Annotated in this window: 24 protein-coding genes, 3 tRNA genes and 2 pseudogenes; 20 read left to right on the forward strand and 9 right to left on the reverse strand. The window is 73.0% G+C overall.

What is annotated here, in order from left to right; genetic code table 11:
• Together ABD317_RS04955 and ABD317_RS04960 are read right to left on the reverse strand one after the other, a co-directional pair.
• On the reverse strand, nucleotides 1-949 hold a 949-nt coding region (locus tag ABD317_RS04955; RefSeq protein WP_344288194.1), incomplete at its 3' end, for an MFS transporter.
• A gap of 103 nt (nucleotides 950-1,052) precedes the next feature.
• Nucleotides 1,053-1,955, reverse strand: a complete 903-nt coding sequence (locus tag ABD317_RS04960; protein ID WP_344288286.1) for an aminoglycoside phosphotransferase family protein — start codon at nucleotides 1,953-1,955, stop codon at nucleotides 1,053-1,055.
• 214 nt (nucleotides 1,956-2,169) lie between these two features.
• Here ABD317_RS04960 and ABD317_RS04965 point away from each other — a divergent pair, with 214 nt between their 5' ends.
• From ABD317_RS04965 to ABD317_RS05000, 8 genes and pseudogenes are all read left to right on the forward strand, one after another.
• Nucleotides 2,170-4,128, forward strand: a complete 1,959-nt coding sequence (locus ABD317_RS04965) for an SPFH domain-containing protein (RefSeq protein ID WP_344288196.1) — start codon at nucleotides 2,170-2,172, stop codon at nucleotides 4,126-4,128.
• On the forward strand, nucleotides 4,125-5,477 hold the full coding sequence (locus tag ABD317_RS04970) for an SPFH domain-containing protein (protein WP_344288198.1): 1,353 nt from the start codon (nucleotides 4,125-4,127) through the stop codon (nucleotides 5,475-5,477). Before ABD317_RS04965 ends, ABD317_RS04970 begins: the two co-directional genes overlap by 4 nt.
• A 52-nt stretch (nucleotides 5,478-5,529) precedes the next feature.
• Nucleotides 5,530-5,898: a DUF488 domain-containing protein gene (locus ABD317_RS04975; protein ID WP_344288200.1), complete on the forward strand. Its 369-nt coding sequence runs from the start codon at nucleotides 5,530-5,532 to the stop codon at nucleotides 5,896-5,898.
• 179 nt (nucleotides 5,899-6,077) lie between these two features.
• A pseudogene (locus ABD317_RS04980) lies at nucleotides 6,078-6,338 on the forward strand (DUF308 domain-containing protein); the annotation flags it as partial.
• A 139-nt stretch (nucleotides 6,339-6,477) separates the two neighbouring features.
• Nucleotides 6,478-7,101 (forward strand): HhH-GPD-type base excision DNA repair protein, encoded by a 624-nt coding sequence (locus ABD317_RS04985; RefSeq protein WP_344288202.1) that lies wholly within the window; start codon nucleotides 6,478-6,480, stop codon nucleotides 7,099-7,101.
• Nucleotides 7,102-7,238: 137 nt separating this feature from the next.
• Nucleotides 7,239-8,771 (forward strand): M28 family metallopeptidase, encoded by a 1,533-nt coding sequence (locus ABD317_RS04990; RefSeq protein WP_344288204.1) that lies wholly within the window; start codon nucleotides 7,239-7,241, stop codon nucleotides 8,769-8,771.
• A 219-nt stretch (nucleotides 8,772-8,990) separates the two neighbouring features.
• Nucleotides 8,991-9,287, forward strand: coding sequence for a type II toxin-antitoxin system VapB family antitoxin (locus ABD317_RS04995; RefSeq protein ID WP_018836497.1), 297 nt, complete (start codon nucleotides 8,991-8,993; stop codon nucleotides 9,285-9,287).
• 88 nt (nucleotides 9,288-9,375) lie between these two features.
• Nucleotides 9,376-10,098 carry a LytR C-terminal domain-containing protein gene (locus ABD317_RS05000; RefSeq protein WP_425582273.1) on the forward strand — a complete coding sequence of 241 codons (723 nt, stop codon included), beginning with the start codon at nucleotides 9,376-9,378 and terminating at the stop codon, nucleotides 10,096-10,098.
• 225 nt (nucleotides 10,099-10,323) lie between these two features.
• On the opposite strand, the gene upp is transcribed toward ABD317_RS05000, so the two are convergent.
• Nucleotides 10,324-10,956, reverse strand: coding sequence for a uracil phosphoribosyltransferase (gene upp / locus ABD317_RS05005; protein ID WP_344288215.1), 633 nt, complete (start codon nucleotides 10,954-10,956; stop codon nucleotides 10,324-10,326).
• A gap of 152 nt (nucleotides 10,957-11,108) precedes the next feature.
• Here upp and ABD317_RS05010 point away from each other — a divergent pair, with 152 nt between their 5' ends.
• From ABD317_RS05010 to ABD317_RS05035, 6 genes are all read left to right on the forward strand, one after another.
• Entirely contained in the window at nucleotides 11,109-11,294 is a 186-nt protein-coding gene (locus tag ABD317_RS05010) for a hypothetical protein (protein ID WP_027752784.1), read from the forward strand.
• A 191-nt stretch (nucleotides 11,295-11,485) separates the two neighbouring features.
• Nucleotides 11,486-12,040: a tRNA adenosine deaminase-associated protein gene (locus ABD317_RS05015; RefSeq protein WP_344288217.1), complete on the forward strand. Its 555-nt coding sequence runs from the start codon at nucleotides 11,486-11,488 to the stop codon at nucleotides 12,038-12,040.
• Nucleotides 12,041-12,096: 56 nt separating this feature from the next.
• Nucleotides 12,097-12,603 carry a nucleoside deaminase gene (locus ABD317_RS05020; protein WP_344288219.1) on the forward strand — a complete coding sequence of 169 codons (507 nt, stop codon included), beginning with the start codon at nucleotides 12,097-12,099 and terminating at the stop codon, nucleotides 12,601-12,603.
• Nucleotides 12,604-12,644: 41 nt separating this feature from the next.
• A tRNA-Ser gene (locus ABD317_RS05025) sits at nucleotides 12,645-12,731 on the forward strand.
• 147 nt (nucleotides 12,732-12,878) lie between these two features.
• Nucleotides 12,879-13,121, forward strand: a complete 243-nt coding sequence (locus ABD317_RS05030) for a FitA-like ribbon-helix-helix domain-containing protein (RefSeq protein WP_344288221.1) — start codon at nucleotides 12,879-12,881, stop codon at nucleotides 13,119-13,121.
• Complete coding sequence (locus ABD317_RS05035; RefSeq protein WP_344288223.1) at nucleotides 13,118-13,555, forward strand: type II toxin-antitoxin system VapC family toxin; 438 nt, start codon at nucleotides 13,118-13,120, stop codon at nucleotides 13,553-13,555. Before ABD317_RS05030 ends, ABD317_RS05035 begins: the two co-directional genes overlap by 4 nt.
• 261 nt (nucleotides 13,556-13,816) lie before the next feature.
• Here ABD317_RS05035 and ABD317_RS05040 read toward each other — a convergent pair whose 3' ends face one another.
• The gene (locus ABD317_RS05040) at nucleotides 13,817-14,698 is read right to left on the reverse strand and encodes a sigma factor (RefSeq protein ID WP_344288225.1); all 882 of its coding nucleotides are present in this window, start codon (nucleotides 14,696-14,698) and stop codon (nucleotides 13,817-13,819) included.
• 428 nt (nucleotides 14,699-15,126) lie between these two features.
• Here ABD317_RS05040 and ABD317_RS05045 point away from each other — a divergent pair, with 428 nt between their 5' ends.
• The 3 genes from ABD317_RS05045 to ABD317_RS05055 all read left to right on the forward strand — a co-directional run bounded on the left by ABD317_RS05045 (nucleotide 15,127) and on the right by ABD317_RS05055 (nucleotide 17,911).
• On the forward strand, nucleotides 15,127-15,306 hold the full coding sequence (locus tag ABD317_RS05045; RefSeq protein WP_344288227.1) for a hypothetical protein: 180 nt from the start codon (nucleotides 15,127-15,129) through the stop codon (nucleotides 15,304-15,306).
• Nucleotides 15,307-15,687: 381 nt separating this feature from the next.
• A complete protein-coding gene (locus tag ABD317_RS05050) occupies nucleotides 15,688-16,542 on the forward strand; it encodes an RNA polymerase sigma factor SigF (RefSeq protein WP_425582274.1) in 855 nt (284 codons plus the stop codon).
• A 244-nt stretch (nucleotides 16,543-16,786) separates the two neighbouring features.
• The gene (locus ABD317_RS05055) at nucleotides 16,787-17,911 is read left to right on the forward strand and encodes an RNA polymerase sigma factor SigF (RefSeq protein WP_344288229.1); all 1,125 of its coding nucleotides are present in this window, start codon (nucleotides 16,787-16,789) and stop codon (nucleotides 17,909-17,911) included.
• A gap of 284 nt (nucleotides 17,912-18,195) precedes the next feature.
• Here the strand turns inward: ABD317_RS05055 and ABD317_RS05060 are convergent, their stop codons facing one another.
• On the reverse strand, nucleotides 18,196-18,420 hold the full coding sequence (locus ABD317_RS05060; RefSeq protein ID WP_027752793.1) for a hypothetical protein: 225 nt from the start codon (nucleotides 18,418-18,420) through the stop codon (nucleotides 18,196-18,198).
• Nucleotides 18,421-18,605: 185 nt separating this feature from the next.
• Here ABD317_RS05060 and ABD317_RS05065 point away from each other — a divergent pair.
• A pseudogene (locus ABD317_RS05065) lies at nucleotides 18,606-20,174 on the forward strand (MDR family MFS transporter); the annotation flags it as partial.
• A 19-nt stretch (nucleotides 20,175-20,193) separates the two neighbouring features.
• On the opposite strand, the gene ABD317_RS05070 reads toward ABD317_RS05065, so the two are convergent.
• Nucleotides 20,194-21,021 carry a TetR/AcrR family transcriptional regulator gene (locus ABD317_RS05070; protein WP_344288233.1) on the reverse strand — a complete coding sequence of 276 codons (828 nt, stop codon included), beginning with the start codon at nucleotides 21,019-21,021 and terminating at the stop codon, nucleotides 20,194-20,196.
• Nucleotides 21,022-21,223: 202 nt separating this feature from the next.
• Between ABD317_RS05070 and ABD317_RS05075 the strand changes: the two genes are divergently transcribed.
• Both ABD317_RS05075 and ABD317_RS05080 read left to right on the forward strand, forming a co-directional pair.
• Nucleotides 21,224-21,317 (forward strand) — tRNA-Ser (locus ABD317_RS05075).
• A 176-nt stretch (nucleotides 21,318-21,493) separates the two neighbouring features.
• Nucleotides 21,494-21,566, forward strand: a tRNA-Arg gene (locus ABD317_RS05080).
• A gap of 76 nt (nucleotides 21,567-21,642) precedes the next feature.
• On the opposite strand, the gene ABD317_RS05085 is transcribed toward ABD317_RS05080, so the two are convergent.
• Genes ABD317_RS05085 through ABD317_RS05095 form a run of 3 tightly spaced genes read right to left on the reverse strand, consistent with a single transcriptional unit; the run spans nucleotide 21,643 to nucleotide 24,418 of the window.
• A complete protein-coding gene (locus tag ABD317_RS05085) occupies nucleotides 21,643-22,869 on the reverse strand; it encodes a site-specific integrase (protein ID WP_486388999.1) in 1,227 nt (408 codons plus the stop codon).
• On the reverse strand, nucleotides 22,866-23,072 hold the full coding sequence (locus tag ABD317_RS05090; protein ID WP_018841172.1) for an excisionase family DNA-binding protein: 207 nt from the start codon (nucleotides 23,070-23,072) through the stop codon (nucleotides 22,866-22,868). The genes ABD317_RS05085 and ABD317_RS05090 overlap by 4 nt, the downstream gene beginning before the upstream one ends.
• Nucleotides 23,069-24,418 (reverse strand): replication initiator, encoded by a 1,350-nt coding sequence (locus ABD317_RS05095; RefSeq protein ID WP_344288290.1) that lies wholly within the window; start codon nucleotides 24,416-24,418, stop codon nucleotides 23,069-23,071. Before ABD317_RS05095 ends, ABD317_RS05090 begins: the two co-directional genes overlap by 4 nt.
• Between the last annotated feature and the right edge of the window lie 87 nt (nucleotides 24,419-24,505).

Genomic DNA, 24,505 nt, shown 5'->3' on the forward strand with positions numbered 1-24,505 from the left:
CGGGGCCGGTGACCCCCTCCTGCAGCCGGCCCCCCGCGAGCACGGTCGCCACCTGGACCCCGCCGAAGGCAACGCCCACCAGCGCGATCCCCGCCGCCGTCCCCGACAGCCCGCCCGCGGCCAGCGCGACCGCGAACCCGGCGAGCACCGCGGCGAGCACCCCCGCCGGCGTCCGGCCGGCCCGGCCCCGCTCCTCGACCCGGCCGGCGAGCAGCCCCCCGGCGGCGGCGCCGGCCCAGACGAGCAGCAGGTACAGCGGGACGGCGGGGTCGGCGACGCCGGCGTCGCGGACGAGGTAGGGGGTGTACTCGTCGAGGGAGCCCCAGACGGCGGAGACGGCGGGGACGAGGAGTACGGCGCCGCGGACGGTGGGGTCGGCGCGCAGTTCGGCGAGGCCGGCGCGGAGGGTGCCGGCCCAGCCGAGGGAGTCGGGGCCGGGGTCGGAGCCGGGATCGGCGGCAGCCGCCCCGTGCTCGGGAAACCGCGTCGCCACCGCCGCGCCCAGCAGGCACGCCGCCACGCTCGCCGCCCCCACCGCCGCGTACCCGCCCGCCGCGAACACCGGCGCCGCCGCCGCCATCGACGCCATCACGCCCACCGTGCCCGCCGCCCGGGCCCGCCCCAGCGTGCGCGCGTACCGGTCCGCCGCACCTGCCCGGCCCAACTCCTCGTAGACCAGCGCCTCCAGCGCCCCCGACGTGAACGCGCCCTTCGCGCCCCACAGCACGAACCCCGCCGCGAACGCCCAGTACGACGGGGCCAGCACCCACAGCGCGAACCCGGCGCCGGCCAGCAGCGGCCCCGCGCACAGCAGCAGCCGGCGGGAGAAGGCGTCGGCCCAGGCGCCGGAGGGGACTTCGAGCAGGACGGAGGAGAGCGACCAGATGACGAACAGCGACGAGACCTGCCACAGCGACAGCCCGTGGTCGGCGAAGAGCAGCGCGTACACCGGGTAGAGCAGGACGAAGTCGTCCAGGAACGCGTACGCGTACAGGCAGGCGGTCAGCCGCCGTTCCGCGCGGGGTCAATGTCGCCAGGTCATGGGCGCCACCCTACCCGTCTGCCAGCACCTGGTCGATGACGAATTTCGAGCTGGCGACCATGACCGGGTTGGTGTGCCGGTAGTACGGGAGCTGGATCAGCGAGATCGACAGCGCCCAGCCGCGCCCGCGCGCCCACGCGGCCTCCTCGTCGTCGGTACCGCCGCCGTCCGCCAGCGCGGCGCGGAAGGCGTCGCGGGCCGGTCCGGTGAAGAGGTTCCAGGCGGCGATGAGGTCGACGGCGGGTTCGCCGCCGCCCATGCAGCCGAAGTCGAGGACGCCGCCGAGGTGCCCGGCGTCGGTGAGCACGACGTTCCCGGGGGAGAGGTCGCCGTGGAGCCACACCGGCGGCCCGGTGTGCGCGGGCGCGCGGAGGGCGGCCTCCCAGGCGGCGGTCACGGCGGGTACGTCCACGCCGTCCTCGGGCAGGAGCCGGGCGAGGGCGGCGCGGGTGCCGGCGTCGCGGTCGGCCAGGGTCTCGCTGCGGTACGAGGGCGGGGCGCCGGCCGCGTCGACGGCGCGCATGGCGTCGACGAAGGCGGCGAGTTCGCCGGCGAGCGGCCCGGGGGCGGCGATGCCGGCGTCGGGCGGCGGGACCGTACCGGGCACCCAGCGGCACACCGTCCAGGGGTACGGATAGCCGTCGCCGGGCGCGCCCTTGGCGAGGGGCTCCGGTACGGGCACGGGGAGCCCGGCGGCGAGCCGGGGAAGGTGCCCGTACTCCAGCGCGATGTCGCCGGCGCCGCCGGCGGTCAGCGGCATCCGCACGGCCAGCTCGTCCCCCAGCCGGAAGACGGCGTGGACGGTGCCGCCGGAGGCGACCCGCCGGACGGGCAGCCCGGCCCACCGCGGGAACTGGGCGGCGATCAGCCGCCGTACGAGACCGTCGTCTATCTCCGCCTCGTCGGCGTGCATCCTGGTAGCAGACACAGGCGCGACCCTACGCCGATCACACCCCCGGTCCCCACCGCATTTCGGCGTGCGAAACGTCCTCCGGGGACCGGCCTCGCTGCCGGGATCGTGCAATGACCCTGTACCCGTGTTGTCACGATCCGCCTCTGTGCCTGTGCACGGCCGTGCGAAAGAGTTTTCCTAGCGCAGAGTGATCGCACGACCGAAGGAGGGGGACATGGCACGTTCGCGCGCGCAGACCATCAGGGGCGCTGCGCAGGCCGTCATGCAGGGTACCGACCCGCGGCGGCTGGCAGAGGACGAGATGCAGCGCCGGGGGGTGCTCACCGAAGGTGAGCAGGGCCGCGGGGGCGGGGAAGCGGGCCGGGGGTGGCAGGCGCCGCGTGAGGACGGCATGGACCCGGCCGACTTCCCCGCCGCCCGCGACCAGGGCGGCAGCCTCGACACCGTCATGACGCAGCAGTCCGTGCCGCTGGACGAGGCCGGGGAGGCGCTGAACCGCAGCGAGCTGAAGCGCGAGGGGCTGGAGCAGGTGCACGCCATCAGCCCGATGGTGCTGCCGCGCGGCCGCTCGTTCCTCAGCATGCTGCCGGTGTCGCTGCTGCTCGTCATCGGCGCGGTCGGCACGATCGCGGTGGCCGCCGCCGGCGACGACGTGGTGACGAACCCGATGTTCGGCGCCCACTACTGGGTGCTGGCGGTCTTCGCGGTCTGCTTCGTGTGGTGGCGGCAGGGCATGGTGATGGTGCCCGACGGCTGTCATGCCCTGATCACCAAGTTCGGCAAGCTGGAGCAGGTCGTCGGCCCCGGCCGGGTGATCCTGCTGAACCCGTGGAAGCGGGTCTCGTACATCCTCAACACCACCCGCGAGTACCCCTTCAACGCGCCCGTGCGCGAGGCCCCGACGAAGGGCGGGGTGAAGGCGTCCATCGACCTGTTCATCCAGTTCCGGATCAGCGACCCGGTGGAGTTCGTCTACACCCTCGGCGCGGTGCGCGGCTTCGAGGAGAAGCTGAACAACGCCGTCAGCGAGACGATCCGCAGCCTCATCTACGAGCAGGAGGCCGCCGGCATCTACGACATGGTCGGCGAGGACACCACCCGGCTGCTCGACGCGCTGAACCACCAGTTCCGGCCCGCGGTCGAGCTGACCAACGCCAACATCACCAGCGCCGAGCCCTCCGACCAGGCATACCGCATGGACCTCGCGGCGCCGGAGATGGTGCGGATGGCCAAGGAGGCGTACACCCACGAGTACTCGCTCCAGCTCCGCAAGGAGCAGGACGAGGGCGACCTGAGCAAGGAGCTGGCGACCCGCGAGGAGGAGCTGTCCGCGATCCAGGCGGACATCGCCCAGTACCAGGCCCAGATGGACACCGCCGTCGAGCGCGAGACGAACCGGGCCGAGGCGCTGGCGCGCCAGCGGTACGTCCAGGCCGAGTCGGAGGCGCGGGCGAACGCCGCGCTGCTGGAGGCGCAGGCGCTCGACATCCGCGCGGTGACGACGGCCGAGGCGCCGGAGATCCTGGAGTACCGCTACCAGCAGCAGGTCCTCGACACCCTGGAGGAGGTCGCCGACCACCTGCCGCAGCTGCTGCGCATCGGCGGCCCCGCAGAGGGCGGCGCGGGCGGCGGCGCCGGCGTCGACTTCCTGGCGCTCGCCCGCGAGCTGATCGGCGAGCACGGCGCGGACCTGTTCTCGGAGGCCGAGATGGCGGCCGTACGGGAGCGGCTGACCGAGGTCGCGGCGCGGATCGCGGAGCGCGAGCCGGAGATCCGGGCGCTGCGCGAGGCCGAGCGGCCGGAGCCGGTGCCGGCCCCGGCGGGCGGCGCGGCGGAGGAGCCGCGGGAGGCGGCGGCGCCGGAACAGCCGGCGCCGGAGCAGCGGGCGTCGCAGCCCGTCGCCGGCGGGGTCGCGAACGAGGGATTCGGACACGAGGGTTTCGAGCCCGCGGGCTACGAGCCCCAGGGGCACGAAGGCCAGGGGTACGAGGCCCAGGGGTACGAGGCCCACGGCGGCCATGAGGCCCAGGGCCACGCGCCCCAGGGCTACGGGCCGGCCGAAGGCTTCGGGCCGGCGGAGGGCTACGGCCCGGCCGAGGGCTACGGGCCCGAGCACCACGGGCCGCAGAGCTACGGGCCCACGAACTACGGGCACGAGGAGGCGGGCGCATGAGCACGGCGGCCATGAAGCGCAGGTCGGTCATCTCCGAAGCCGTCGCGGCCTGGGGCGACATCCCCCAGCTGCTGCGCGGCGGCGAGGCCGGCACCCTGATCCCCGTCATCATCCCGCGCCACCGCCGCCGGCTGTGGTGGATGGTGCCGCTGTGGCTGTCGCTGCTGGCGCTGACCACGGGCGTGATGGCCGGAGTGCAGAGCGGCGGCGACGACGGCTGGAGCGACAGCGCGTACGACGCGCTGGCGGCCGCCTCGTACGTCGTCGGCGTCCTCCTCCTCGTCGCCGGGGTGCTGTGGTGGTGGCGGTCCTCGATCGTGAAGATCGAGCAGGGGACGAACGGCGTCCTCACCCGCTACGGCGCCATCGCCCGCACGCTCGGCCCGGGCCGGCACTTCGTCTGGCACCCCTGGTCGCGGGTGGACTTCGTGGTCGACACCGCCACCGAGATCCCGTACTCGGCACCGGTGATGGCCTGCCCGACGCAGGAGAACGTGCCGCTGCGCTCGATCGAGTTCTTCCTGAAGTTCCGCATCACCGACGCGGTGCTCTTCGTGCGCACCATCGGCGCCGGCAACTTCGACCTGGTGCTCTCCAGCGCCGTCCAGGACGCGATCCGCCAGCGCGCCCGCCGGGTGCGCACGGAGCGGGCGTACGACCTGCGCGGCTCGGACGTCGCCGACATGCAGGAGCTGCTCAACCACCAGCTCGCCCGCTACGGCGTGCGCGTCACCGGCTCCAACATCCCCGACGTCCAGCTGCCCGCGCAGTACCAGCAGCACCTCGCCACCCGCGAGCGGGTGGCGAAGGAGCGCACCGCGTACGAGCAGGAGTGGGGCCTGACCCGCAAGCGCCGCATCGACAACCTGCAGATGGACATCGAGCGGGCGAAGAAGGCGCGCGACGCGCGGTTCGTCGAGGTCAAGGCCGCGCTGAACCGGGCCCGCGAAGAGGTCGCCCGGCTGTTGGAGCAGCAGGAGACCGAGGCGCAGAAGGTCCGCTTCGAGATCGAGACCCGCGGCCGCAGCGGCCTGATCGCCGCCGAGAACGAGGCGAAGGCGCAGCGCCGGCTGGCGCAGGCGTACCGCGACAACCGCGCGGTGCTGCAGTACGAGCTGGCCCGGCGGCGACTGGAGGTGGGCGCGGTCCTCGCGGGCAGCGCGCCGCAGCCGACGGTCATCCGCACGGACGGCGGCGGGGGCGGCGACGTCTCCGCGCTCTCGACCCTCCTCACGGCGCAGCTGCTCCCCCGGCTGACGGCCGGCTCACCGGCGGGCGGGAACGCGCCGTCGGCGGGCGGGCTGCTCCGGGCGGTGGCGGCGGAAGGACACGGGGCCGACGAGGAGTGAGCGGTGCCGTGCGGCGGGCGCGGGGGGCCCGCCGCACGGCTACCGTGGACGTATGGCTACGAAGCACGCACCCCCCCGGATACGGCGTGTCTACGACACCCCCGCCCCCGACGACGGTACGCGCGTCCTCGTCGACCGGCTCTGGCCACGGGGCGTCGCCAAGGACCGGGCCCACGTCGACGAGTGGCTGAAGGCCGTCGCCCCCTCGGACGAGCTGCGCCGCTGGCTGCACGAGGACCGCTCCCGCTTCCCCGACTTCGTCGAGCGCTACCGCGCGGAGCTGTCCGACGGCGAGCGTACGGAGGCGCTGGCGCACCTGCGCGAGCTGCGGGACGAGGGACCGCTGACGCTGGTGACCAGCGCGAAGGACGTGGAGCACAGCCACGTACCGGTGATCGCGGAGGAACTGGGGAAGGACTGAGGGCGGCGGCACAGCGCAGCCAAGCGGGACAGAGAGCGTCCGAGCGGTCCGAGGCCGTTGGAACGGACCGAGGCCGTTGGAACGGAGCCGGGAGCCTAGCCACCCGCGCGAGCCGAACCCATCCGCGCCAGCCGAACCCACCCGCACGAGCCCGCAGCAGCCCTCACCCCTTCCCCGCGATCGGCATCGGCTGGCTCTTCCGCGGCATCACCCAGGCGGTGGCCGCCGGCTCCGACGAGAACATGCCGGCCCGCGGCTGGCAGATCGGCCTCGGCGTGATCTCGGCGCTGGCCGGCATCGTGCTGATCGTCTCGCCGCTGGAGTCGATCGCGCTCCTCACCTACCTCGGCGGCGCCTGGCTGCTGGCGATCGGCGTCATCGAGATCGGCACCGCGATCCGCATCCGCCACCGCGCGAAGCACCTCCCCGCCGGCGCCTGACCGGCCCTCCCCCGGCCCCCGCGGCCGTCCCGGCCTCCCCGCCGACCTTCCCTCCCGCCCTACCCGGTACGCCGCGGCACCCACCCCGGCCCGCGTGTTGCCGGGCCGGCGCGGAGCAGCCGGCTGTCATGATGCTCCTATGAACGTCACCGTCCGTCTCGCGCAGCAGCCGGAGGCCGACGCGCTGCTGGGCCGCAGCCCGCTGGCCGCCCTCGTCGGCATGCTCCTCGACCAGCAGGTACCCATGGAGTGGGCGTTCTCCGGCCCGTACACGATCGCCCGCCGCATGGGCGGAGACGACCTCGACGCCCACGCCATCGCCGCCCAGGACCCCGAGGCGTTCGCCGCGCTGCTCTCGGAGAAGCCGGCCGTGCACCGCTACCCCGGCTCGATGGCCAAGCGGATCCAGCAGCTGTGCGCGTACCTCGTGCACGAGTACGACGGCGACGCCGCCGCCCTCTGGCGCGGCGTGGACAGCGGCGCGGAGTTGCTGCGCCGGCTGCAGGCGCTGCCCGGGTACGGGAAGCAGAAGGCGCAGATCTTCGTCGCGCTGCTGGGCAAGCAGTACGGCGTCGCGCCCGACGGCTGGCGCGAGGCGGCGGGCGCGTACGGCGAGGAGGGCAGCCGGCGGTCGGTCGCGGACATCACCGGGCCGGACTCACTGGCCGAGGTGCGGGCGTACAAGCAGGAGGCGAAGCAGGCCGCGAAGGCCGCGAAGACGGGGAAGACGGGGAACGCGGGGCAGGCGAAGAAGTCGGCCTGAACCGGGACCGGTTGCCCTCCGGCCCATTCCGCAACGCCGTTCGAGTCGCTAGGTTGCTCGCACCCCCGTCCGCCTTGCGGACAGGAGACCCCACACGCCGGACAGGTTCGCCCACCTATGACGTCGGAAGGACTCCTGTGTTCTCTCGAAGACTCACCGCTGCGCTGGGCGCGGCCGCCCTCTCCGCCCCGCTGCTCCTCGCCGGCGCCGCGCCCGCGGGCGCCGCGTCGCCGGCGAAGGACGGCGCGAAGCTCGCCCGTGAGCTGGTACGCAAGTCCAGCGCCGGGGACGCGTACAAGCACCTCAAGGCGTTCCAGCGGCTCGCGGACCGCAACGGCGGCCACCGCGCCGCCGGCTCGCCGGGCTACGAGGCGTCCGCCGCGTACGTCCACCGCCAGCTGAAGCGGGCCGGCTACGACGTCTCGTACGACTACTTCGACTTCACCTACTCCGAGACGCTGAAGGACGAGTTCTCGGTGGTCTCGCCGGAGGCGCGGGACATCGAGATCCACGCGATGACCTTCTCGAAGTCGACCCCCGAGGGCGGCCTCGACGCACCGCTGGCCGCCGCGCCCGTCGACGCCGACGGCACCTCCGGCTGCGAGCCCGGCGACTTCGCGGACGGCGACTACACCGGCAAGGTCGCGCTCGTGCAGCGCGGCGGCTGCAACTTCGTCGTCAAGCAGGCCAACGCCGCCGACGCGGGCGCCGTCGCCACCGTGATCTTCAACAACGCCGAGGGCGCGCTCGCCGGCACCCTCGGCGACCCCGAGGCCGTCAGGGTGCCCACCGGCGGCATCTCCCGGGCCGAGGGCGAGGCCCTGCTGACGCTGCTGGCGCAGGGCGAGGTCACCGTCCACGTCGACGTCCAGATGCTCGTCGAGCCGCGGACGACGCGGAACGTCATCGCCGAGACCCGGCGCGGCGCCGAGGACCGTACCGTCATGCTCGGCGCACACCTCGACTCGGTCCCCGAGGGCCCCGGCATCAACGACAACGCCTCCGGCTCGGCGGCGCTGCTGGAGGTCGCGAAGGAGCTGGCGAAGGCGGAGAAGAAGCCGCGCAACCGGGTGCGGTTCGCGTTCTGGTCGGCGGAGGAGCTGAGCCTCGTCGGCTCCAGCGACTACGTGAGCCGGCTGACCCCGCGCCAGCTGCGGGACATCGAGCTGTACCTGAACTTCGACATGGTCGCCTCGCCGAACTACGGGCTCTTCGTCTACGACGGCGACGACTCCGACGGCGTCGGCGAGGGCCCGGGCCCGGAGGGCTCGGCGCAGCTGGAGCGGCAGATCACCGACTTCATGGACCGCAGGGGCCTGCCGCACGAGGGCACGGACTTCACCGGCCGCTCCGACTACGGCCCGTTCATCGAGGTCGGCATCCCGTCCGGCGGCACCTTCACGGGCGCGGAGGGGACGAAGACGGAGGCGCAGGCCGTGAAGTTCGGCGGCACGGCGGGCGTGGCGTACGACCCGTGCTACCACGCGGCGTGCGACGACCTGGACAACATCAGCATGCCGGCGTTCGACGCGAACATCGACGTCATCGCGAACGCGGTCGGGACGTACGCGCACGACGTCAGCTCGCTGCGCGAGCCGGTGTCGTTCGTGCCGACCGAGGGCGACGAGGGCAGCGGCGGCGGTGCGCACGACCACCACGCGGAGCGGTGAGCGCGTGAAGGCGTAGCACGTACGCGGTGGTACGTACCGCGTGCACGAGGGGCCCGGGCCGGGCGGCGGCCCGGGCTCCGTTTCGCTTCCCGCCCCCCCGCGGGGGCCGTCCTCCCTCACCCCCCGCCTTGCCCCGGCCTTGCTCCGCGCTTGCCGCTGACTTGCCGCTCCTGTGCACCACTGCTGCGCCCGGAGGCGCATCCCCGGTAGGCTTTCCGTGTGATCTTCAAGCGCATCGGAAACGGGAGGCCGTACCCCCACCACGGCCGGGAGTCCACCCGCCAGTGGGCTGACGTCGCGCCACGCCCGGTACGCCTCGACCAGTTGGTGACGACGAAGCAGCAACTGGACCTGGAGACCCTGCTCGCCGAGGACTCGACCTTCTACGGAGACCTCTTCGCCCACGTCGTGAAGTGGCGGGGCGACCTGTATCTGGAGGACGGACTGCACCGCGCGGTGCGGGCGGCGCTGCAGCAGCGCCAGGTGCTGCACGCGCGCGTCCTTGAGCTGGACTGACCAGTCCGTTGCCCCTTTCGAGGGGACCCGCGTCCGTCCCGTAGATCATTTAGTAGGCACGGCCCCCTCCGGCGACTACGCTGCCGCCATGAGCATGCTCACGCCCCCCGAGATGGGCGGGCCGTACCGTATCAAGGGCACCAAGTACCCGCGTATGCGGCGGAACCGCCGACGCCGGAAGGTACTGGCTGTGATCGGTGCCGTGCTCGCGGTCGCGGTCGTCGGCGTGGGCACGCTGCAGCTCGTCGACGTCTTCGCGGGCGGCGACGAGGAGAAGTCGGTGCAGGCCGGCAAGTCGGAGGACTGCCGCGCCGGGAACGCGGGCGCGAAGTCCGGCGAGGGCAGAACGCCGGAGGCCCCGGAGAAGACGGGCAAGGCGGGCAAGGCGGGGAAGGCGGGTGAGGCGGGGAAGCGGGGGAAGGCCGGCAGGCCGGCCGAGCTGCCCGCGCCCGCGCGCGTCGAGGTCAACGTGCTGAACGCCACCACCAGGACCGGCCTCGCACAGAAGACCGCCGACGAGCTGGAGAAGCGCGGCTTCACGATCGGCAAGGTGGCCAACGCCCCCGCGGAGTACGACAAGAAGGTGAGCGGCCCCGGCGTGCTGCTCGGCGCCCCCGGGACGGTGGACGGCGAGCTGAAGGTGCTGGGCACGCAGCTGGCGGAGGCGGAGGCGAAGGCGGTGGAGCGCAAGGGCGCGGTGGTCGACCTGATCATCGGGGACGGCTTCCGCGGGCTGGCGAAACCGGCGGAGGCGAAGGCGGCGCTGAAGGCGCTGGCGGAGCCGTCGCCGAAGCCGAGCACCTGCCGCTGAGCGGGGCGCCCGCGGCGGAGCGGCGTGGGAACGGCGAGGGGCGGCGCCCGGCCCGTACCCACGAACCGCCCCGGTAGCCGTGCGCGACCGGCCGGAGCCGACCTGCCCGATCCGCTGCTCATCCCGGCCGGGCGCACACCTGCCCCGGCCTCGCCCGGCCCGGCACCAGCGCCGCCGGGCACCAGCGCCGCCGGGCACCCGGCGCCCGCCGCCCGGCGCTAAGCGCTAGGCGGTCCCGTACATCCGGTCCCCGGCGTCGCCCAGGCCCGGCACGATGTACCCCGCGTCGTTCAGCCGCTCGTCCATCGCCGCCGTGACCACCGTCACCGGCGCGCCCGCCAGGTCGTGCTCCACGGCCTCCGTGCCCTCCGGCGCCGCCAGCAGGCAGATCGCCGTGACGTCGTCCGCGCCCCGCCGGATCAGCTCGCGGATCGCCGCGACCAGCGTGCCGCCGGTGGCCAGCATCGGGTCCAGGACGTACACCTGCCGCCCGGACAGGTCCTCCGGCAGCCGGTTCGCGTACGTGCTGGGCTGCAGCGTCTCCTCGTCGCGGATGAGGCCGAGGAAGCCGGCCTCCGCGGTCGGCAGCACCCGCATCATCCCGTCGAGCATGCCGAGCCCCGCGCGGAGGATCGGCACGATCAGCGGCTTGGGGCGGGCCAGGCGGACCCCGGTGGTCTGGGCGACCGGGGTGCGGACGTCGACCTGTTCGGTGCGGACGTCGCGGGTCGCCTCGTAGGCGAGGAGCGTCACCAGCTCGTCGGCCAGCCGACGGAAGGTGGGGGAGTCCGTGCGCTCGTCGCGCAGCGTGGTGAGCTTGTGTGCCACGAGGGGGTGGTCGACCACGTGAATCCGCATGCTCCCGAATCTATCCGAGTCCCGGCCGGGCGCGGATACGCGAGGGGACCGGGGGGTACGGGTGGAGAGGCGGGCCGCAGTTCGCAGACAACCGCCAACCGGGTGCAAGGTGGATATGTCCGCCCGGCCCGCGACGCCGCCGGAGGTGTGTGATGCCGGATCGTGACCTGCGCAGTGGCGAGCCCCTGCCGGAGACCCCGGACGACCGCCGCCGGCGCCGCGCCGCCTTCCTTCGCGACCTGCACGAAGCCGAAGAGTTGCTGGCACGCGTCCAGCCGCGGCGCGCCCGGGCGGCGCGGCGGCGGCGTGTCCACCGGATGCGGACCTTCCGCTGGTAGGGGGCCGGCGGCCGGTGGAACGCGGGCCCCGCGGCGGCCCAATTGACGACGCACTGCGGAAGACGCCGCAGACCGCGCGGGTTTCTGTCACGATTCCGGTGAGGGCGGGTCCCCGCCCCAGGTCGGGGGGAGAGCGCAGGCACGGCTCGACCGCCCGGCCCGGCACGCCTAGGACCAGTGGGAGAGTCACGGTGTACTTCGCCGCACTGCTCGCGCGCACCGAAGACGGGTGGGAAGCGAGCGATACAGAGCTCGACGACGTGGAGACGCTGGACGACCTGGCCGAATTCGCCCGTGAGGCGACGGCCGAAGCCGACGACACCGTACTGGTGCTGCTCGAACAGGAGGACCTCTGGTACGGCGTCGTCCGCATAGACGGTGAGGACGACCCGCGCGTCTTCGTCTCGAACGCCGCCGCGGCCGGACGCAGCGCGTACGGAGAGATCCTGCTCACCCCCGAGCTGCTCGGCCGGGAGCCGGAGGACGACAGCGCGCTGGACAGCCTGACGGATCTGGACGGCACCGAGGACGGCGAGCCGGCCGCCGGCGCCGGCCCGGACCCCGACGCCGCCGACGACGCCGCGGACGACGCCGCGCCCGGCACCCCCGCGGGACCGGTGGGCGACACGGAGTTGCTGGAGGACCTCGGGGTCTCGGAGAAGCAGCTGCTGGCGCTGCACAGCGACGCGGTCAACGAGATCGCCGAGATGCTCGGCGCGGCCGACGTCCTGGAGACGGTCCGCTGACGGAGTACGACGGAGGAGGGGAGCCCGGCCCGTACGAGGAGCTGTGGGCGCCGCCGATGCGGCTGGCCCTGGCGGAGGCGGAGCGCGCGCTGGCGGCGGGTGACGTGCCCGTGGGCGCCGTGGTGGTGGGCCCGCCGAACGCGGACGCGTCCGCGGGCGCCGGCACGTCGTACGAGGCCCTGATCGAGGCGCCGCCGCGGGGGCCCGTCCTGGCCCGCGCCGGGAACGAGCGCGAGGCGGCGGGCGACCCCACGGCCCACGCCGAGATCCTGGCACTCCGCGCCGCGGCGGCGGCGCTCGGCGGCTGGCGGCTGACGGGCTGCACCCTGGTCGTGACGCTGGAGCCGTGCACGATGTGCGCGGGCGCGGCGGTCCTCGCCCGCGTCGACCGCGTCGTCTACGCCGCCCGCGACCCGAAGACCGGCGCGGCGGGCTCCCTCTGGGACGTCCTGCGCGACCGCCGGCTGAACCACCGCCCCGAGGTCATCCCGAACGTCCTCGCCCCGGAGTCCACCGCGCTCCTCACCGACTTCTTCCGCGGGGGTACGCGGCCGCGGCCGTAACGATTTCTGATCACGGCGGGAGGTGGGCTAAGCTGCGTGGCGGTAGCGTGTCCGAGCGGCCGAAGGAGCTCGCCTCGAAAGCGAGTGTGGGGGCAACTCCACCGTGGGTTCAAATCCCACCGCTACCGCAGAGAGACGAAAGGGCGGACCCGACCGGGTCCGCCCTTCGCGCTGCCGGGGTCTCAGTTCGCCGGTGAGCCGAAGCCTCCGGCGGACTTCGGGGGCGAGTACTACGACAGCAGTGCTAGCATTGAAAGCACGATGCGGGAGGCACTGTGGCGACTCTGACAATCCGGGGACTGGACGACACGGTCCATGCGCGACTGCGCGTGCAGGCCGCGCGGCACGGCCGGTCGATGGAAGCTGAGGTGCGCGCGATTCTCAGCGAGCAGCTCGCGTCCGACAGTCCCCCCCGCCCGCTGGGATCCCGCATCCGCGAGCGATTCACCGGGCTCGGCGGAGCGGAGCTGGAGCCGCCCGCTCGGCAGGATGCGCCGCGCTCGGCGGTCTTCGAATGATCATCCTTGACACCAATGTCCTGTCGGAACTGGTAAAGCCGGTACCTGAGCAGCGTGTCATCGACTGGCTCGACAGCCTTGTACCCGACGAGGTCGTGACGACTGCGGTGACCGCTGCCGAGCTGTGGTACGGCGTACGCCGACTGCCGGACGGCAAGCGCAAGTCGGAGCTTGCCGAAGGCATCGATGCGATGTTGTTCGAGGATCTCGGCGGACGCATCGAGGTGTTTGACGCAGCTGCGGCCACCCGGTACGCGGACATCGTGCTGGCCCGAGAGAGGCTCGGCCGGCAGATCGCCGCCGCTGACGCACAGATCGCGGCGATCTGCGCCAAACGCACGGCGACGCTGGCGACCAGAAACGTCAAGGACTTCGAGGGCACCGGCGTCATGCTCGTGAATCCTTGGGACGACGCAACAGCCACGCGCGGCTGACAGTCCCCTCTGAAGGCGCCGACGGCCGTGGGGCTGTCCCGGTCCGGGTGTCACGGACAACGTCCTTGAACCTTCTATCAGGCCAGCTCTATCTGTCCGCCGCAAGCACATCGAAGTGCGCGTCCGCGAGCGCAACCGCGACGTGCGCGATCCGGTCGTCTACCTCGGCCGGTTGACGGCACCGGCGGGCCGCGTCGGCGGGCGGGGCAAGGTCCGGCCCGCGGCGGGGAGTCGGGCGCCGTGGCCGCTCGGGCCGCGGGGTCACGGCAGCGGCGGCAGCGGCAGCGCGGCCAGCCGTACCGGGTCCGACAGGATGTCGATGTGCGTGATCCGCCCCTCCGTGACGGTGAACGCCGTCACCGAGACGGGCTTCCCGTCGACGTACGTCACCGCTCCTGCTGCGCCGGCCACCACCGCCGGGCGGTTGACCGCGCCCGGGCGGCGGTACAGCATCGCGCCGGCCGCGACCTCCTTCGCGCCGCGGCGCAGCTTCGCCGCGCCCGCGAGCGCCGCGCCCGTGTCGGCCCGGAGGACGACGTCCGGGTCGAGGACGGCGAGCAGGGCGTCGAAGTCGCCGTTGCCGGCGGCGGCGTAGAACGCCTCGACCGCGTCGCGCTGGCGGCCCAGGTCGGGGGCCACGGTCGTCGAGCGGCCCGCGACGCGGCCGCGGGCGCGGCTGGCGAGCTTCCGGGTGGCGGCCGGGGTGCGTTCGACGATGGGGGCGATGTCGTCGAACGGCACGGCGAACATGTCGTGGAGCACGAAGGCGAGCCGCTCCGCGGGCGCCAGGGTGTCGAGCACGACGAGGAGCGCCCAGCCGACGGAGTCCCCGGCGAGCGCCGCCGCCTCCGGGTCCATGCCGTCCCCGGCGGTGACGACCGGGTCCGGGAGGTGGACGTCGAGCGGCTCCTCGCGGCGGGACTGGCGGGTGCGGAGCATGTCGAGGCAGACGCGGGAGACGACGGTGGTGAGCCAGGCGGCGAGGTTGCGCACCTCAGAGACGTCGGCGCGGCTGAGGCGGAACCAGCTCTCCTGCACCGCGTCCTCGGCTTCGCTCAGGGAGCCGAGCATGCGGTAGGCCACCGCACTCAGTTGTGGACGTTCCTCTTCGAACTGCTCCGCCAGCCGCTGCTGCGTCTCCACGCCCGCCTCTCCCCCGCGCTCCGGTGTCCTGCGTGATCCATGATGCCCTGCACGTACGACACCCGCCCGGCCCGCCGGGAGGGGGCGGCGGAGGCAGTTGCGGCGGAGGGGGAGGCGGCCCCGGGGGGAACCGGCCGCCTCCCCCCGCGGAGAGCGGGCCGTACGACACACCGCGGCGAGGGGGGAGTAGCCGCGGCGGACGCGCAGTGAGCCCGCCCCGAGCCCGCCGGGGTCCTGCCAGGCCCGGCGGGCTCACCTCCATCGTGCGCCGCCGCGGCGGGCTGCCCGGTCTGCAAAAGCCCTCGGTGACCGGGCCTTTAGTCCATAAAACATGGGTACGAGTCCCAGCACGGATAGACTCGTGTCGAGTACGCCTGGGGAGAGAGCGGTAAACGGGCGTGTGCCGCACAGGGGAGGCATGGACGCACGTGGACTACAAGAAGATAGCGCTGGCGCTCCTCGGACTCTTCGCGATCTACTCCATCATCAGCTCCCCCGCGCAGGCAGCCGATGTCGTGCAGATCGTCTTCGAGTGGATATCGGAGCTGGCGAGGGCCATCGGCGACGTCATGTCGGACCTGCTCGACGACGCCTCGTCGTCGGAGTGACGGGGCGCAGCGACGGGCAGCGACGGGCGCGTAGACGGCACGGTCACGGCGCCGTCACCGCGAGCGCCGTCGGGGTGACGCGGGCGGCCGCGCGGCCGCGCGGGCCGTGCCGCGGCGGTTCACCGGCCGGGTGACGGCCGGCCACGCGATCGGCCCCGTACGCCCGTACGCGATCAGCGCTCCCGCCTGGCCGAACGGCCTCCGCCAGCGGCTTCCGGCGGCGGCCAACTGGCCGCCAACACGGCAGATTACGGTGCTTGCACAGGGTGCACATCTCTTGTGATGCTATGACCGCTTTGACAGATTTGCCGGGCCCGCCGGCGGTGCACGCCGCGGCGCCGGGCGCCGTACGTCACGCGGTCGTGAAGGGGTGGTGGTGTGGTGCATCCGTCGTCCGCGCGTGCCGCCCCGCCCGCCCCCGGCAGGCCCGCTCCCGGGCTCCCCACCCCGGAGCCCGACGAGTCCGACGAGGCGCGCAAACCCGACTCGCGCGCCCTGACCCGCGCCCTCTTCGAGCAGCTCACCGCCCTCGAACGCGGCACCCCCGAGCACAGCCGCGTCCGGACCGCGCTCATCGAGGCGAACCTGCCCCTCGTCCGCTACGCCGCCGCCCGCTTCCGCAGCCGCAACGAGCCCATGGAGGACGTCCTCCAGGTCGGCACGATCGGCCTCATCCACGCCATCGACCGCTTCGACCCGGGCCGCGGCGTGCAGTTCCCGACCTTCGCCATGCCCACCGTGGTCGGCGAGATCAAACGTTACTTCAGGGACAACGTGCGCACCGTCCACGTCCCCCGCCGGCTGCACGAGCTGTGGGCGCAGGTCAGCGGCGCCACCGAGGACCTGACCGTACGGCACGGCCGCGCGCCCACCACCGCCGAGATCGCCGCGCACCTCAAGATCGGCGAGGACGAGGTGCGGGCCTGCCGCGAGGCGGGCCGCTCGTACTACGCCTCCTCCCTCGAAGCCGCCCAGGAGGGCGACGGCATGCCGGGCCTGCTGGACCGGCTGGGGTACGAGGACCCGGAGCTGGCCGGCGTCGAGCACCGCGACCTCGTACGCCACCTCCTCGTCCAGCTGCCGGAGCGCGAGCAGCGCATCCTCATGCTGCGCTACTACCGCAACATGACGCAGTCGCAGATCAGCGCGGAGCTGGGCCTGTCCCAGATGCACGTTTCGCGGCTGCTGTCCCGCAGCTTCGCGCGACTGCGATCCGCAAACCGGATCGACTCCTAACCGGATCGGGTAGGACTCTTCGAGGTCGTCGCTGACAGGCAGGCTCCGTATCTGCGCGTATATGTCGACTTGGCGCTACAGCGCGTTGCCGACTTGTGACATTCTGCTGGAACCGTGTTTGGCGTGCCTCGGCACCCGGTATTCAGTCGGAGGCTGCTTCTCTCGGCGGCCGGCGGGAGCCGCGGCTCCGTCCGGTTCAATGGGAGGGGCGGCCAGGAACCGTCCGCGACCTCAAGGGGGTGGCATGTCCGCAGAACTGGGCAGCTCGCAGATGCTCACCGAAGTCGCGCCGCTCGGCGCACAAGCGGCTTTCCCCGACGCCCCGGCCACGGCCCGGGACGGCCTGGACCGCACCCTGGACCCGTCCCCCGACCCGGCCGCCGGCGAGTACGACGCGCCCCCGACGCCGCTGACGCCGCAGCCGCCGCCGGCACTGCCGACCCTGCCGTCGCCGGCCCTCGGCGGCGCGCTGCTGCCCGCCCCCGCCGGGGCCGGCGACGACGACGTCCCGGACCCCGACGCGGCCGAGCCCCACGTGCCCGGCCACGACGCGGCCGATGCCGCCGACCCCGACGCGGCGGGCGCCGACGCGGGCCCCTCCGGCAGCCTCGACACCCGTACCCTCTCCCGCGCCCTCTTCCTCCGCCTCGCCGAGCTGCCCCCCGGGGACAGCCCCGAGCGGACGTACGTGCGCGACACCCTGATCGAGCTGAACCTCCCCCTCGTGCGCTACGCCGCGGCCCGCTTCCGCAGCCGCAACGAGCCCATGGAGGACATCGTCCAGGTCGGCACGATCGGCCTGATCAAGGCGATCGACCGGTTCGACTGCCGGCGCGGCACCGAGTTCCCGACCTTCGCCATGCCCACGGTCATCGGCGAGATCAAGCGCTACTTCCGCGACACCAGCTGGTCCGTGCGCGTCCCGCGCCGGCTCCAGGAGCTGCGCCTGGCGCTCACCAAGGCCAGCGACGACCTCGCGCAGCGGCTGGACCGCTCCCCGACCGTGCCGGAGCTGGCCCAGTACCTCGGGGTGTCCGACGAGGACGTGGTCGACGGCCTCGCCGTCGGCAACGCGTACACGGCCAGCTCCCTCGACTCCCCCGCCCCGGAGGAGGACGGCGGCGAGGGCTCGCTCGCGGACCGCCTCGGGTACGAGGACACGGCGCTGGAGGGCGTGGAGTACCGCGAGTCGCTGAAGCCGCTGCTGGCCCAGCTCCCGGCCCGGGAGCGGCGGATCATCATGCTGCGGTTCTTCGGGAACATGACGCAGTCGCAGATCGGCGACGAGGTGGGCATCTCGCAGATGCACGTGTCCCGGCTGCTCACGCGCACGCTGGCGCAGCTGCGGGCAGGGCTGATCGCGGACTGACGACGGGGCCGGCGCGGGGCCGGCCCCGGCTCGTACGGCCATGTCGCGCTCGCGTACGCCCGACGTCGCGAGCCTCGTATGCCGGACGTCGCGACCCTCGTACGCCCGACGTCGTGAACCGCCTACGCCTGACGCCGTGCACGGCGCCGTACGCGGCACCCACGGGTCGGCGGGATAGCGGTGTCGCCCAGATCAGCGGTGTCGCCCAGATCAGCGGTGTCGCTCAGATCAGCGGTGTCGCTCAGATCAGCGGTGTCGCTCAGATCAGCAGCGTGTCGGCCGGCTCAGCCGACCGCGAGCCACACCACCCCCGCGAGCACCGCCACCGCGACGACGATCCCGACGATCAACCCGATACGCGGCCCCGGAGTCGCCGCCGACGCCGCCGGCTGCTGCGGCCCCCGCGTCTGCGGGCCGCCGCCCTCGTCCACGAAGGCGCGGAACATCTGCGTGCTCCCGGCCGGGTCGTTGTTGGGGTCGGGCTGTTGACCTTGCGGATTGTGAGCCATGGAGCAGGACACTAGCGAACGCCCCGGACGCCTGTCAGCAGGGGGAAGCCCGGCTTCCGCACACCCGCGCCCGCACCCGCACCCGTCCCGGCGCCGGCGCCGTGCTCGGGCCGACTTCGATTGCCTTCGGCAACCATGCGTCATACAGTTGCTTAGTGCAACAAACTAAAGTCGACTCTCCCGGCATGACCCACCGGCAGATACTGGAGGCCATCTCCGGGCTGCTGCTCGGCATGTTCGTGGCCATCCTCTCCTCGACCATCGTCACCAACGCGCTGCCCCGCATCATCGCGGACCTCGACGGCACGCAGAGCGCGTACAGCTGGGTCGTCACCGCCGCCCTGCTGGCGATGACCGCCTCCACCCCCCTGTGGGGCAAGCTCGCCGACCTCGCCAGCAAGAAGCTGCTGGTCCAGATCGCCCTCGTCATCTACGTCGCCGGCTCGGTCGTCGCCGGCCTCAGCCAGAGCACCGGCATGCTCATCGCCTGCCGCGTCGTCCAGGGCATCGGCGTCGGCGGCCTCAGCGCGCTCGCGCAGATCATCCTCGCCGCGATGATCTCGCCGCGCGAACGCGGCCGGTACAGCGGCTACCTCGGCGCCACCTTCGCCGTCGCCACCGTCGGCGGCCCCGTCCTCGGCGGCGTCATCACCGACACCAGCTGGCTGGGCTGGCGCTGGTGCTTCTACGTCGGCGTACCGTTCGCGGTCCTCGCGCTCGTCGTACTCCAGAAGACCCTGCGGCTGCCCGTGGTGCGCCGCCAGGTCTCGCTCGACTGGCGCGGCGCGCTGCTGATGAGCGCGTCCGTCTCGCTGCTGCTGATCTGGGTGACGCTGGCGGGGGAGTCGTACGCCTGGCTGTCCTGGCAGACGTTCGCGATGACCGGCGGCGCGCTCGCGCTCGGGGCCGCGTTCGTGTGGGTCGAGACCTGGGTGCCGGAGCCGGTGCTTCCGCTGCGGCTCTTCCGCAACCGCACCGTCACCCTCGCCTCGCTCGCCTCCCTCTTCGTCGGCGTCGCGATGTTCGGCGCGACGGTCTTCCTCAGCCAGTACTTCCAGCTCGCGCGCGGCGAGTCCCCGACGAGGTCGGGCCTGCTGACCATCCCCATGATCATGGGCATCTTCCTGGCCTCCACGATCTCCGGGCGCATCATCACCCGTACCGGACGCTGGAAGGTCTGGCTGGTCACCGGCGGGCTGCTGCTCACCGCGGGGCTCGGCCTGCTCGGCACCATGCGCTACGACACCCCGTACTGGCACATCGCCCTCTTCATGGCCGCGCTGGGCACGGGCATCGGGATGATGATGCAGAACCTCGTGCTCTGCACCCAGAACCAGGTCGACCCCGCCGACCTCGGCGCCGCCAGCTCGGCGGTCGCGTTCTTCCGCTCCCTCGGCGGCGCGGTCGGCGTCTCCGCCCTCGGCGCGATCCTCAGCAGCCGCGTCTCCGGCTACCTGCGCGACGGCTTCACCGACCGCGGCATCCCGCCGGCGCGCGCCGCCGCCGAGGCGGGCGGCGGCTCGGCCATCCCCGACCTCGCGGAGCTGCCGGCGCCGGTGCGGACGGTGGTGGAGAGCGCGTACGGGCACGGGCTCGCGGACATCTTCCTGTACGCGGCACCGGCGGCGCTGCTGGCGTTCGTGACGGTGGCGGGCATCAAGGAGGTGGCGCTGCGGACGCGGAGCGGCCTGCAGCAGGCCGGCCCGCCGGACGGCGGCGCGGGCGGCTCGGCGCGCCGGGAGCAGCCGGCGGCGAAGGCCCGCGGGTAGCCGCTCACGCGGGACTGATCGTGGGCCGGACCTGCTCCGCGACCCGGTCGCGCATGGCGGCCATGCCGGCGAGGACGCACTCCAGGGCGAAGTTGAAGTCGCGGTCGCGCTGCTCCTGCCCCCCGGGCAGCACGGCCGGCACGGCCGGCACCGGCGGCACGGCCGGCACCGGGGCGACCGCGGCCGGCGGCCGCACGTACTCGGGGTGCTCCCGCAGCGTCTCCACGAACCTCCGGTAGCACTCGTCCTCCGGCACCCCGGCCGCCCGGCACAGCTCCGCCCAGCGCCCGCCGACACCCCCGAACCCGTACGAGAACGGGAACAGCAGCGACAGCCCGCCCGTCAGACACTCCTCCGGCAACCCCGCCCGCCGCATCGCCCGCTGCGCGGCGGCGACGCACGCCATGGCGCGCGGCCCGACGTTCAGATACTCTCCAGCGAGGCGGGAGACCCAGGGGTGGTCGGCCAGGACGCGCCGGTGCCCGTGCGCGAGCTGCCGCAGCTGCGCGGCCCAGTCGGCGCCGTCGTCGCCGGGGAGGTCCAGCTCGGCGTACGCGCGGTCCAGGGCCAGCTCCAGCAGCTCGTCCTTGGTGTCGACGTACCAGTACACGGACATCGCCGTCACCCCCAGCTCGGCGGCGAGCCGGCGCATCGACAGCCGCCCCAGCCCCTCGGCGTCGAGCAACCGCACGGTGGCCGCGACGATCTTCCCCAGATCGAGCCCGTCCGCCTCCCCCGCAGCGTCCCCGACCCCCCAGCGTCGCCCCTCCACCCGCCCGGTGAACCAGATGCTCACCCGGGTACCGCGGACCTTGCGGCGGACGGACGCCATCGTGCGCCTCCCAGCGGTGCTGTCGCCTCGTGACCCTCGGCCTGCGAACCGAACCGGCCCGCACACCGATGCTATGCCCGCTCCGCCCGCCAACAAGGCCTTTGCCCCGGCGCCCCGGTGACCGGTACGGTAGGTGCGATTGGCAGCGGCCCCGGCGCCTGTGCCATCATCTGCACACACCTGCTTGACCCGCAGGTGTGCGGGAGGCGTCGCCTAGTCTGGTCTATGGCGCCGCACTGCTAATGCGGTTTGGGTTTTACCGCCCATCGAGGGTTCAAATCCCTCCGCCTCCGCCAGCCCACCACAGAGCCCGCGCCCCCGGCGCGGGCTCTGTGCATGCCCACCCCGGAAACCCCGCCGCGGGGGCCGACGCGCAGGTCGGAGGGGGTGCGGGAATCGGATTTCACCTGGCGCGGAGGGTCATGTAAGGTGGTTCCCGCAACGCAGCCGGGCACGTAATGCCCGAAAGCGGGCGCTCGTAGCTTAACGGATAGAGCATCTGACTACGGATCAGAAGGTTGCAGGTTCGAATCCTGCCGAGCGCGCACAGGTAGAAGCCCCGCAGACATCATCTGCGGGGCTTTTCTCATGCCTGTACAGCAGCGAAGTACAGCAACAGCGTCAGCCGGTACCGCCCATGGCGTCCGACAGTTGCCCGATGGCGGCCCGTACCGCTTCGTCGCTCGCCTCGGCGTAGACCTCCATCGTCATCGCGATCTGTGAGTGCCGGAGGATCCGCTGCGCCACCTTCGGGTGGACCTTGAGGGCGACGAGGAGCGAGCTGCACGTGTGCCGGGTGTTCCGCAGCGGGATGACGCGGAGGCCGGCGCGGCGGGCGCGGAGGGCGAACATGCGGGTGAGGTTCCCGGGCTCGATGGGGGTGCCGTACTTGGTCGTGAAGATGAGCCCGTGGCTGTCCTGCCACAGCTCCCCGGCCGCCTTCCGGTCGCCGGTCTGCTGGGCGTGACGCATGCGGAGGGCCTTGACGCACAGCGCGGGCAGAGGCAGGAAGTCGTCCGAGTCCTCTGTCTTGGTCTCGCGGTGCAGGATCCGGCGCCCGGCCCGCTGGATCTGGTGATCCACGTACAGCTCCCCGGTGTCGAGGTCCACGGACTTCCACGTCAGGCCCAGCACCTCACCGCGGCGCAGGCCGAGGCACAGGACGAGGACCCAGGCAGCGAAGAGGTGGTCATCGCGGGCGGCGGCATCGGTGAGGAAACGGCCGGCTTCGGCGACGGACCACGGCTTGATCCGGCGGCGACGCGGCTTGGGCACCTTCACGAGCGACGCGACGTTCTTGCCGATCTCCTCCTCGGCGACGGCGTGCGTCAGCGCAGCCCGCAGAGCATCGCGTGATGCCTGGATCACCCGGCGGGACGGGTATGACTCGCAGCACTCCCCGATCGCGCAGCAGCGTCGGCGCGAGGGCTTACGCCTTGTGTCCTTGTCCTGGGCGCAGCACTGGCAGATCGTCGCCAGCTTGGTCAGCCACTCACGCACGTCGCGGACGGTCAGCTTGTCGAGCCGTTTCCCGCCCAGGTGCGGGGCGATGTAGAGCCGCACGTAGCCCTCGTACGAGACGTACGACAGCGGGGCGAGGTTGGGCTTCACGATCGACTCAAGCCAGTAGTCGAGGAAGGCCGCGACGGTGCGGTGCCGGGTGGCGACAGGGCCTTTCTTGGCGTCGGCGTGAGCCTTGAGCCACTTCTCGTGGACCAGGGCGCGGGTCTTGCCATACACGTACTTCCGGGCCCGTTTGCCGTCCGGCTTGGTGACCCAGACGTAGGCCGCGTAGCCGTTCTTGTACGGGTAGATGGAACCTTCGCCGTTGGCACGCTTGCCGCTCATGCCGTCCACCTCTCGGCTTCCTCGGCGCAGCGGTTCACGTACTCGTCGACCCAGGCGGGGAGGATGCGGCGGTTGCGGCCGACCTTGACGGAGCGGATCTCGCCCGTGAGAACGAGCATCTTCGTCTTGGACAGGCCGAAGCCGAGCATGGCGGCGACTTCGGCCGTGGTGTGCCACTTGGGTTTGATCGTCGCGGTTCTCATCGGGAGTTGGCTCCTTCCGGGGCGAGGGAGGCGGATAGCCAGGCTTCGGCGGGAGTGAGGCCAGTGCCGGTGAAGGTCCAGTGGGCGAGGACGAGGGTGGTTTCGCCGTCGGGGCCGTCCACAGGCTGTGGGTTGTCGCCGCGGGCGATGGCGGCTTGCAGGCGGCGCCATTCGGCGCGGGCGGCGCGCAGGGCGCCGAGGGTGGTGGAGTAGCGGCGGGTCTTGGTGGAGAAGTGGCCGCGGAATCCGAGCATGTGCGCCCAGGCGCGGAGGCGGAGATGGGCGAGGTCTCTGCGGGCGCCGAGGGCCCAGGCGGTGCGGATGAGGCGTTCGGCGTGTGCGGGAAGGTCGAGGTGCCCCAGCTCGGCGACGAAGCGCAACGGGCGATCTAACGTGCCGGTCGCTGTCTCGGCGCCTTTGGTGGCGTACTTCGCGATGTACGCGGCGACCGCCCGGTCGGTGAGGGCCTGGTCGCCGTCGAGGTCCTGGCCGTGGATGGTGCGGATGTCGAGCTGGGGACCGAACGCGAAGGTGTGGGTGCGGCCGTCGAGGACCGGGCCGGGGACGACAGCACGGGAGGCCGCCGCCTGGATGGCGTCGGTCAGCAGCTCGGCCGTTGCCCAGTGCGGGGGTCGGGTGTTGCCGCCGGCCGGGCCGTCGAGGCGTACGACGGCATGGAAGTGGACGGCGCCGCGCTTCTGGTACTCGGCGACCTTGGCGAAGGAGACGCGGGCGTGCTGCGGGAAGACGCGTTGGGTGAGTCCGGCGCGGCGGGCGATCTCGCGACGGAGATGGATGGTGAAGCGTCGCCAGAGTGCGCCCGCGTGGGCATTCCAGAGGACGGCGGTTTCGTAGTCGTAGCGGTCGGAGTTCCGTGGGGTGCCGAGGGTGGGGTCGTCGGGTGTGTGGTGGCGCCCGCAGCGGCAGGCACGGGTGCCGGGGCGGTTGTGGACGGGGCCGAAGCTCGGCGCGGTGAAGGTGGCGAAGACCCGGGGGTGTGAGGTGACCTCCTCGGGGGTGCCTTTGCCGCCGCGGAGTCCGGCGGTGATCAGGTGGAAGGTGTCGCGGCGGTAGGTCTCGGCGCAGGCGGGGCACCGGGTGGTGCGGCGGTTGCCGCAGCGGACGAGGAGGTCACCGGCGGGCAGTGCGGCGGAGTCGAGGCGGCGGAGTGCCGGGCCTATCTCGCCGGTTGTCGTGTCGACGCGGTGTTCGGTGCGGTGGCCGGCCAGGCGTACGGGGTTGGTGCAGCCGCCCAGGCCGGAGAGCTGTCGCGCGAGGGAGGGCAGGGAGCCGCCTTGTGCGAGGGTGGCCAGTTCGGCGAGCGGGGCGGGGTTGTGGCGGGTGATGATGGCTGTCTCCTTTTCGGCTTCGTCGAGAAGGGTCAGGCGGCCGGGGCGGCGGATGCTTGGCGGTATCGGGCCGCCCCGGCGGCC

The sequence above is a fragment of the Streptomyces synnematoformans genome (genome assembly GCF_039531005.1).
GTDB lineage: Bacteria > Actinomycetota > Actinomycetes > Streptomycetales > Streptomycetaceae > Streptomyces > Streptomyces synnematoformans.

Bases quoted from the DNA above. Each gene is read 5' to 3' on its own strand.
- ABD317_RS04960 (WP_344288286.1), bottom strand. From the start codon at position 1,955: ATGCACGCCGACGAGGCGGAGATAGACGACGGTCTCGTACGGCGGCTG.
- ABD317_RS04965 (WP_344288196.1), top strand. From the start codon at position 2,170: ATGGCACGTTCGCGCGCGCAGACCATCAGGGGCGCTGCGCAGGCCGTC.
- ABD317_RS04970 (WP_344288198.1), top strand. From the start codon at position 4,125: ATGAGCACGGCGGCCATGAAGCGCAGGTCGGTCATCTCCGAAGCCGTC.
- ABD317_RS04975 (WP_344288200.1), top strand. From the start codon at position 5,530: ATGGCTACGAAGCACGCACCCCCCCGGATACGGCGTGTCTACGACACC.
- ABD317_RS04985 (WP_344288202.1), top strand. From the start codon at position 6,478: ATGAACGTCACCGTCCGTCTCGCGCAGCAGCCGGAGGCCGACGCGCTG.
- ABD317_RS05000 (WP_425582273.1), top strand. From the start codon at position 9,376: ATGAGCATGCTCACGCCCCCCGAGATGGGCGGGCCGTACCGTATCAAG.
- upp (WP_344288215.1), bottom strand. From the start codon at position 10,956: ATGCGGATTCACGTGGTCGACCACCCCCTCGTGGCACACAAGCTCACC.
- ABD317_RS05010 (WP_027752784.1), top strand. From the start codon at position 11,109: ATGCCGGATCGTGACCTGCGCAGTGGCGAGCCCCTGCCGGAGACCCCG.
- ABD317_RS05020 (WP_344288219.1), top strand. From the start codon at position 12,097: ATGCGGCTGGCCCTGGCGGAGGCGGAGCGCGCGCTGGCGGCGGGTGAC.
- ABD317_RS05035 (WP_344288223.1), top strand. From the start codon at position 13,118: ATGATCATCCTTGACACCAATGTCCTGTCGGAACTGGTAAAGCCGGTA.
- ABD317_RS05055 (WP_344288229.1), top strand. From the start codon at position 16,787: ATGTCCGCAGAACTGGGCAGCTCGCAGATGCTCACCGAAGTCGCGCCG.
- ABD317_RS05060 (WP_027752793.1), bottom strand. From the start codon at position 18,420: ATGGCTCACAATCCGCAAGGTCAACAGCCCGACCCCAACAACGACCCG.
- ABD317_RS05070 (WP_344288233.1), bottom strand. From the start codon at position 21,021: ATGGCGTCCGTCCGCCGCAAGGTCCGCGGTACCCGGGTGAGCATCTGG.
- ABD317_RS05085 (WP_486388999.1), bottom strand. From the start codon at position 22,869: ATGAGCGGCAAGCGTGCCAACGGCGAAGGTTCCATCTACCCGTACAAG.
- ABD317_RS05090 (WP_018841172.1), bottom strand. From the start codon at position 23,072: ATGAGAACCGCGACGATCAAACCCAAGTGGCACACCACGGCCGAAGTC.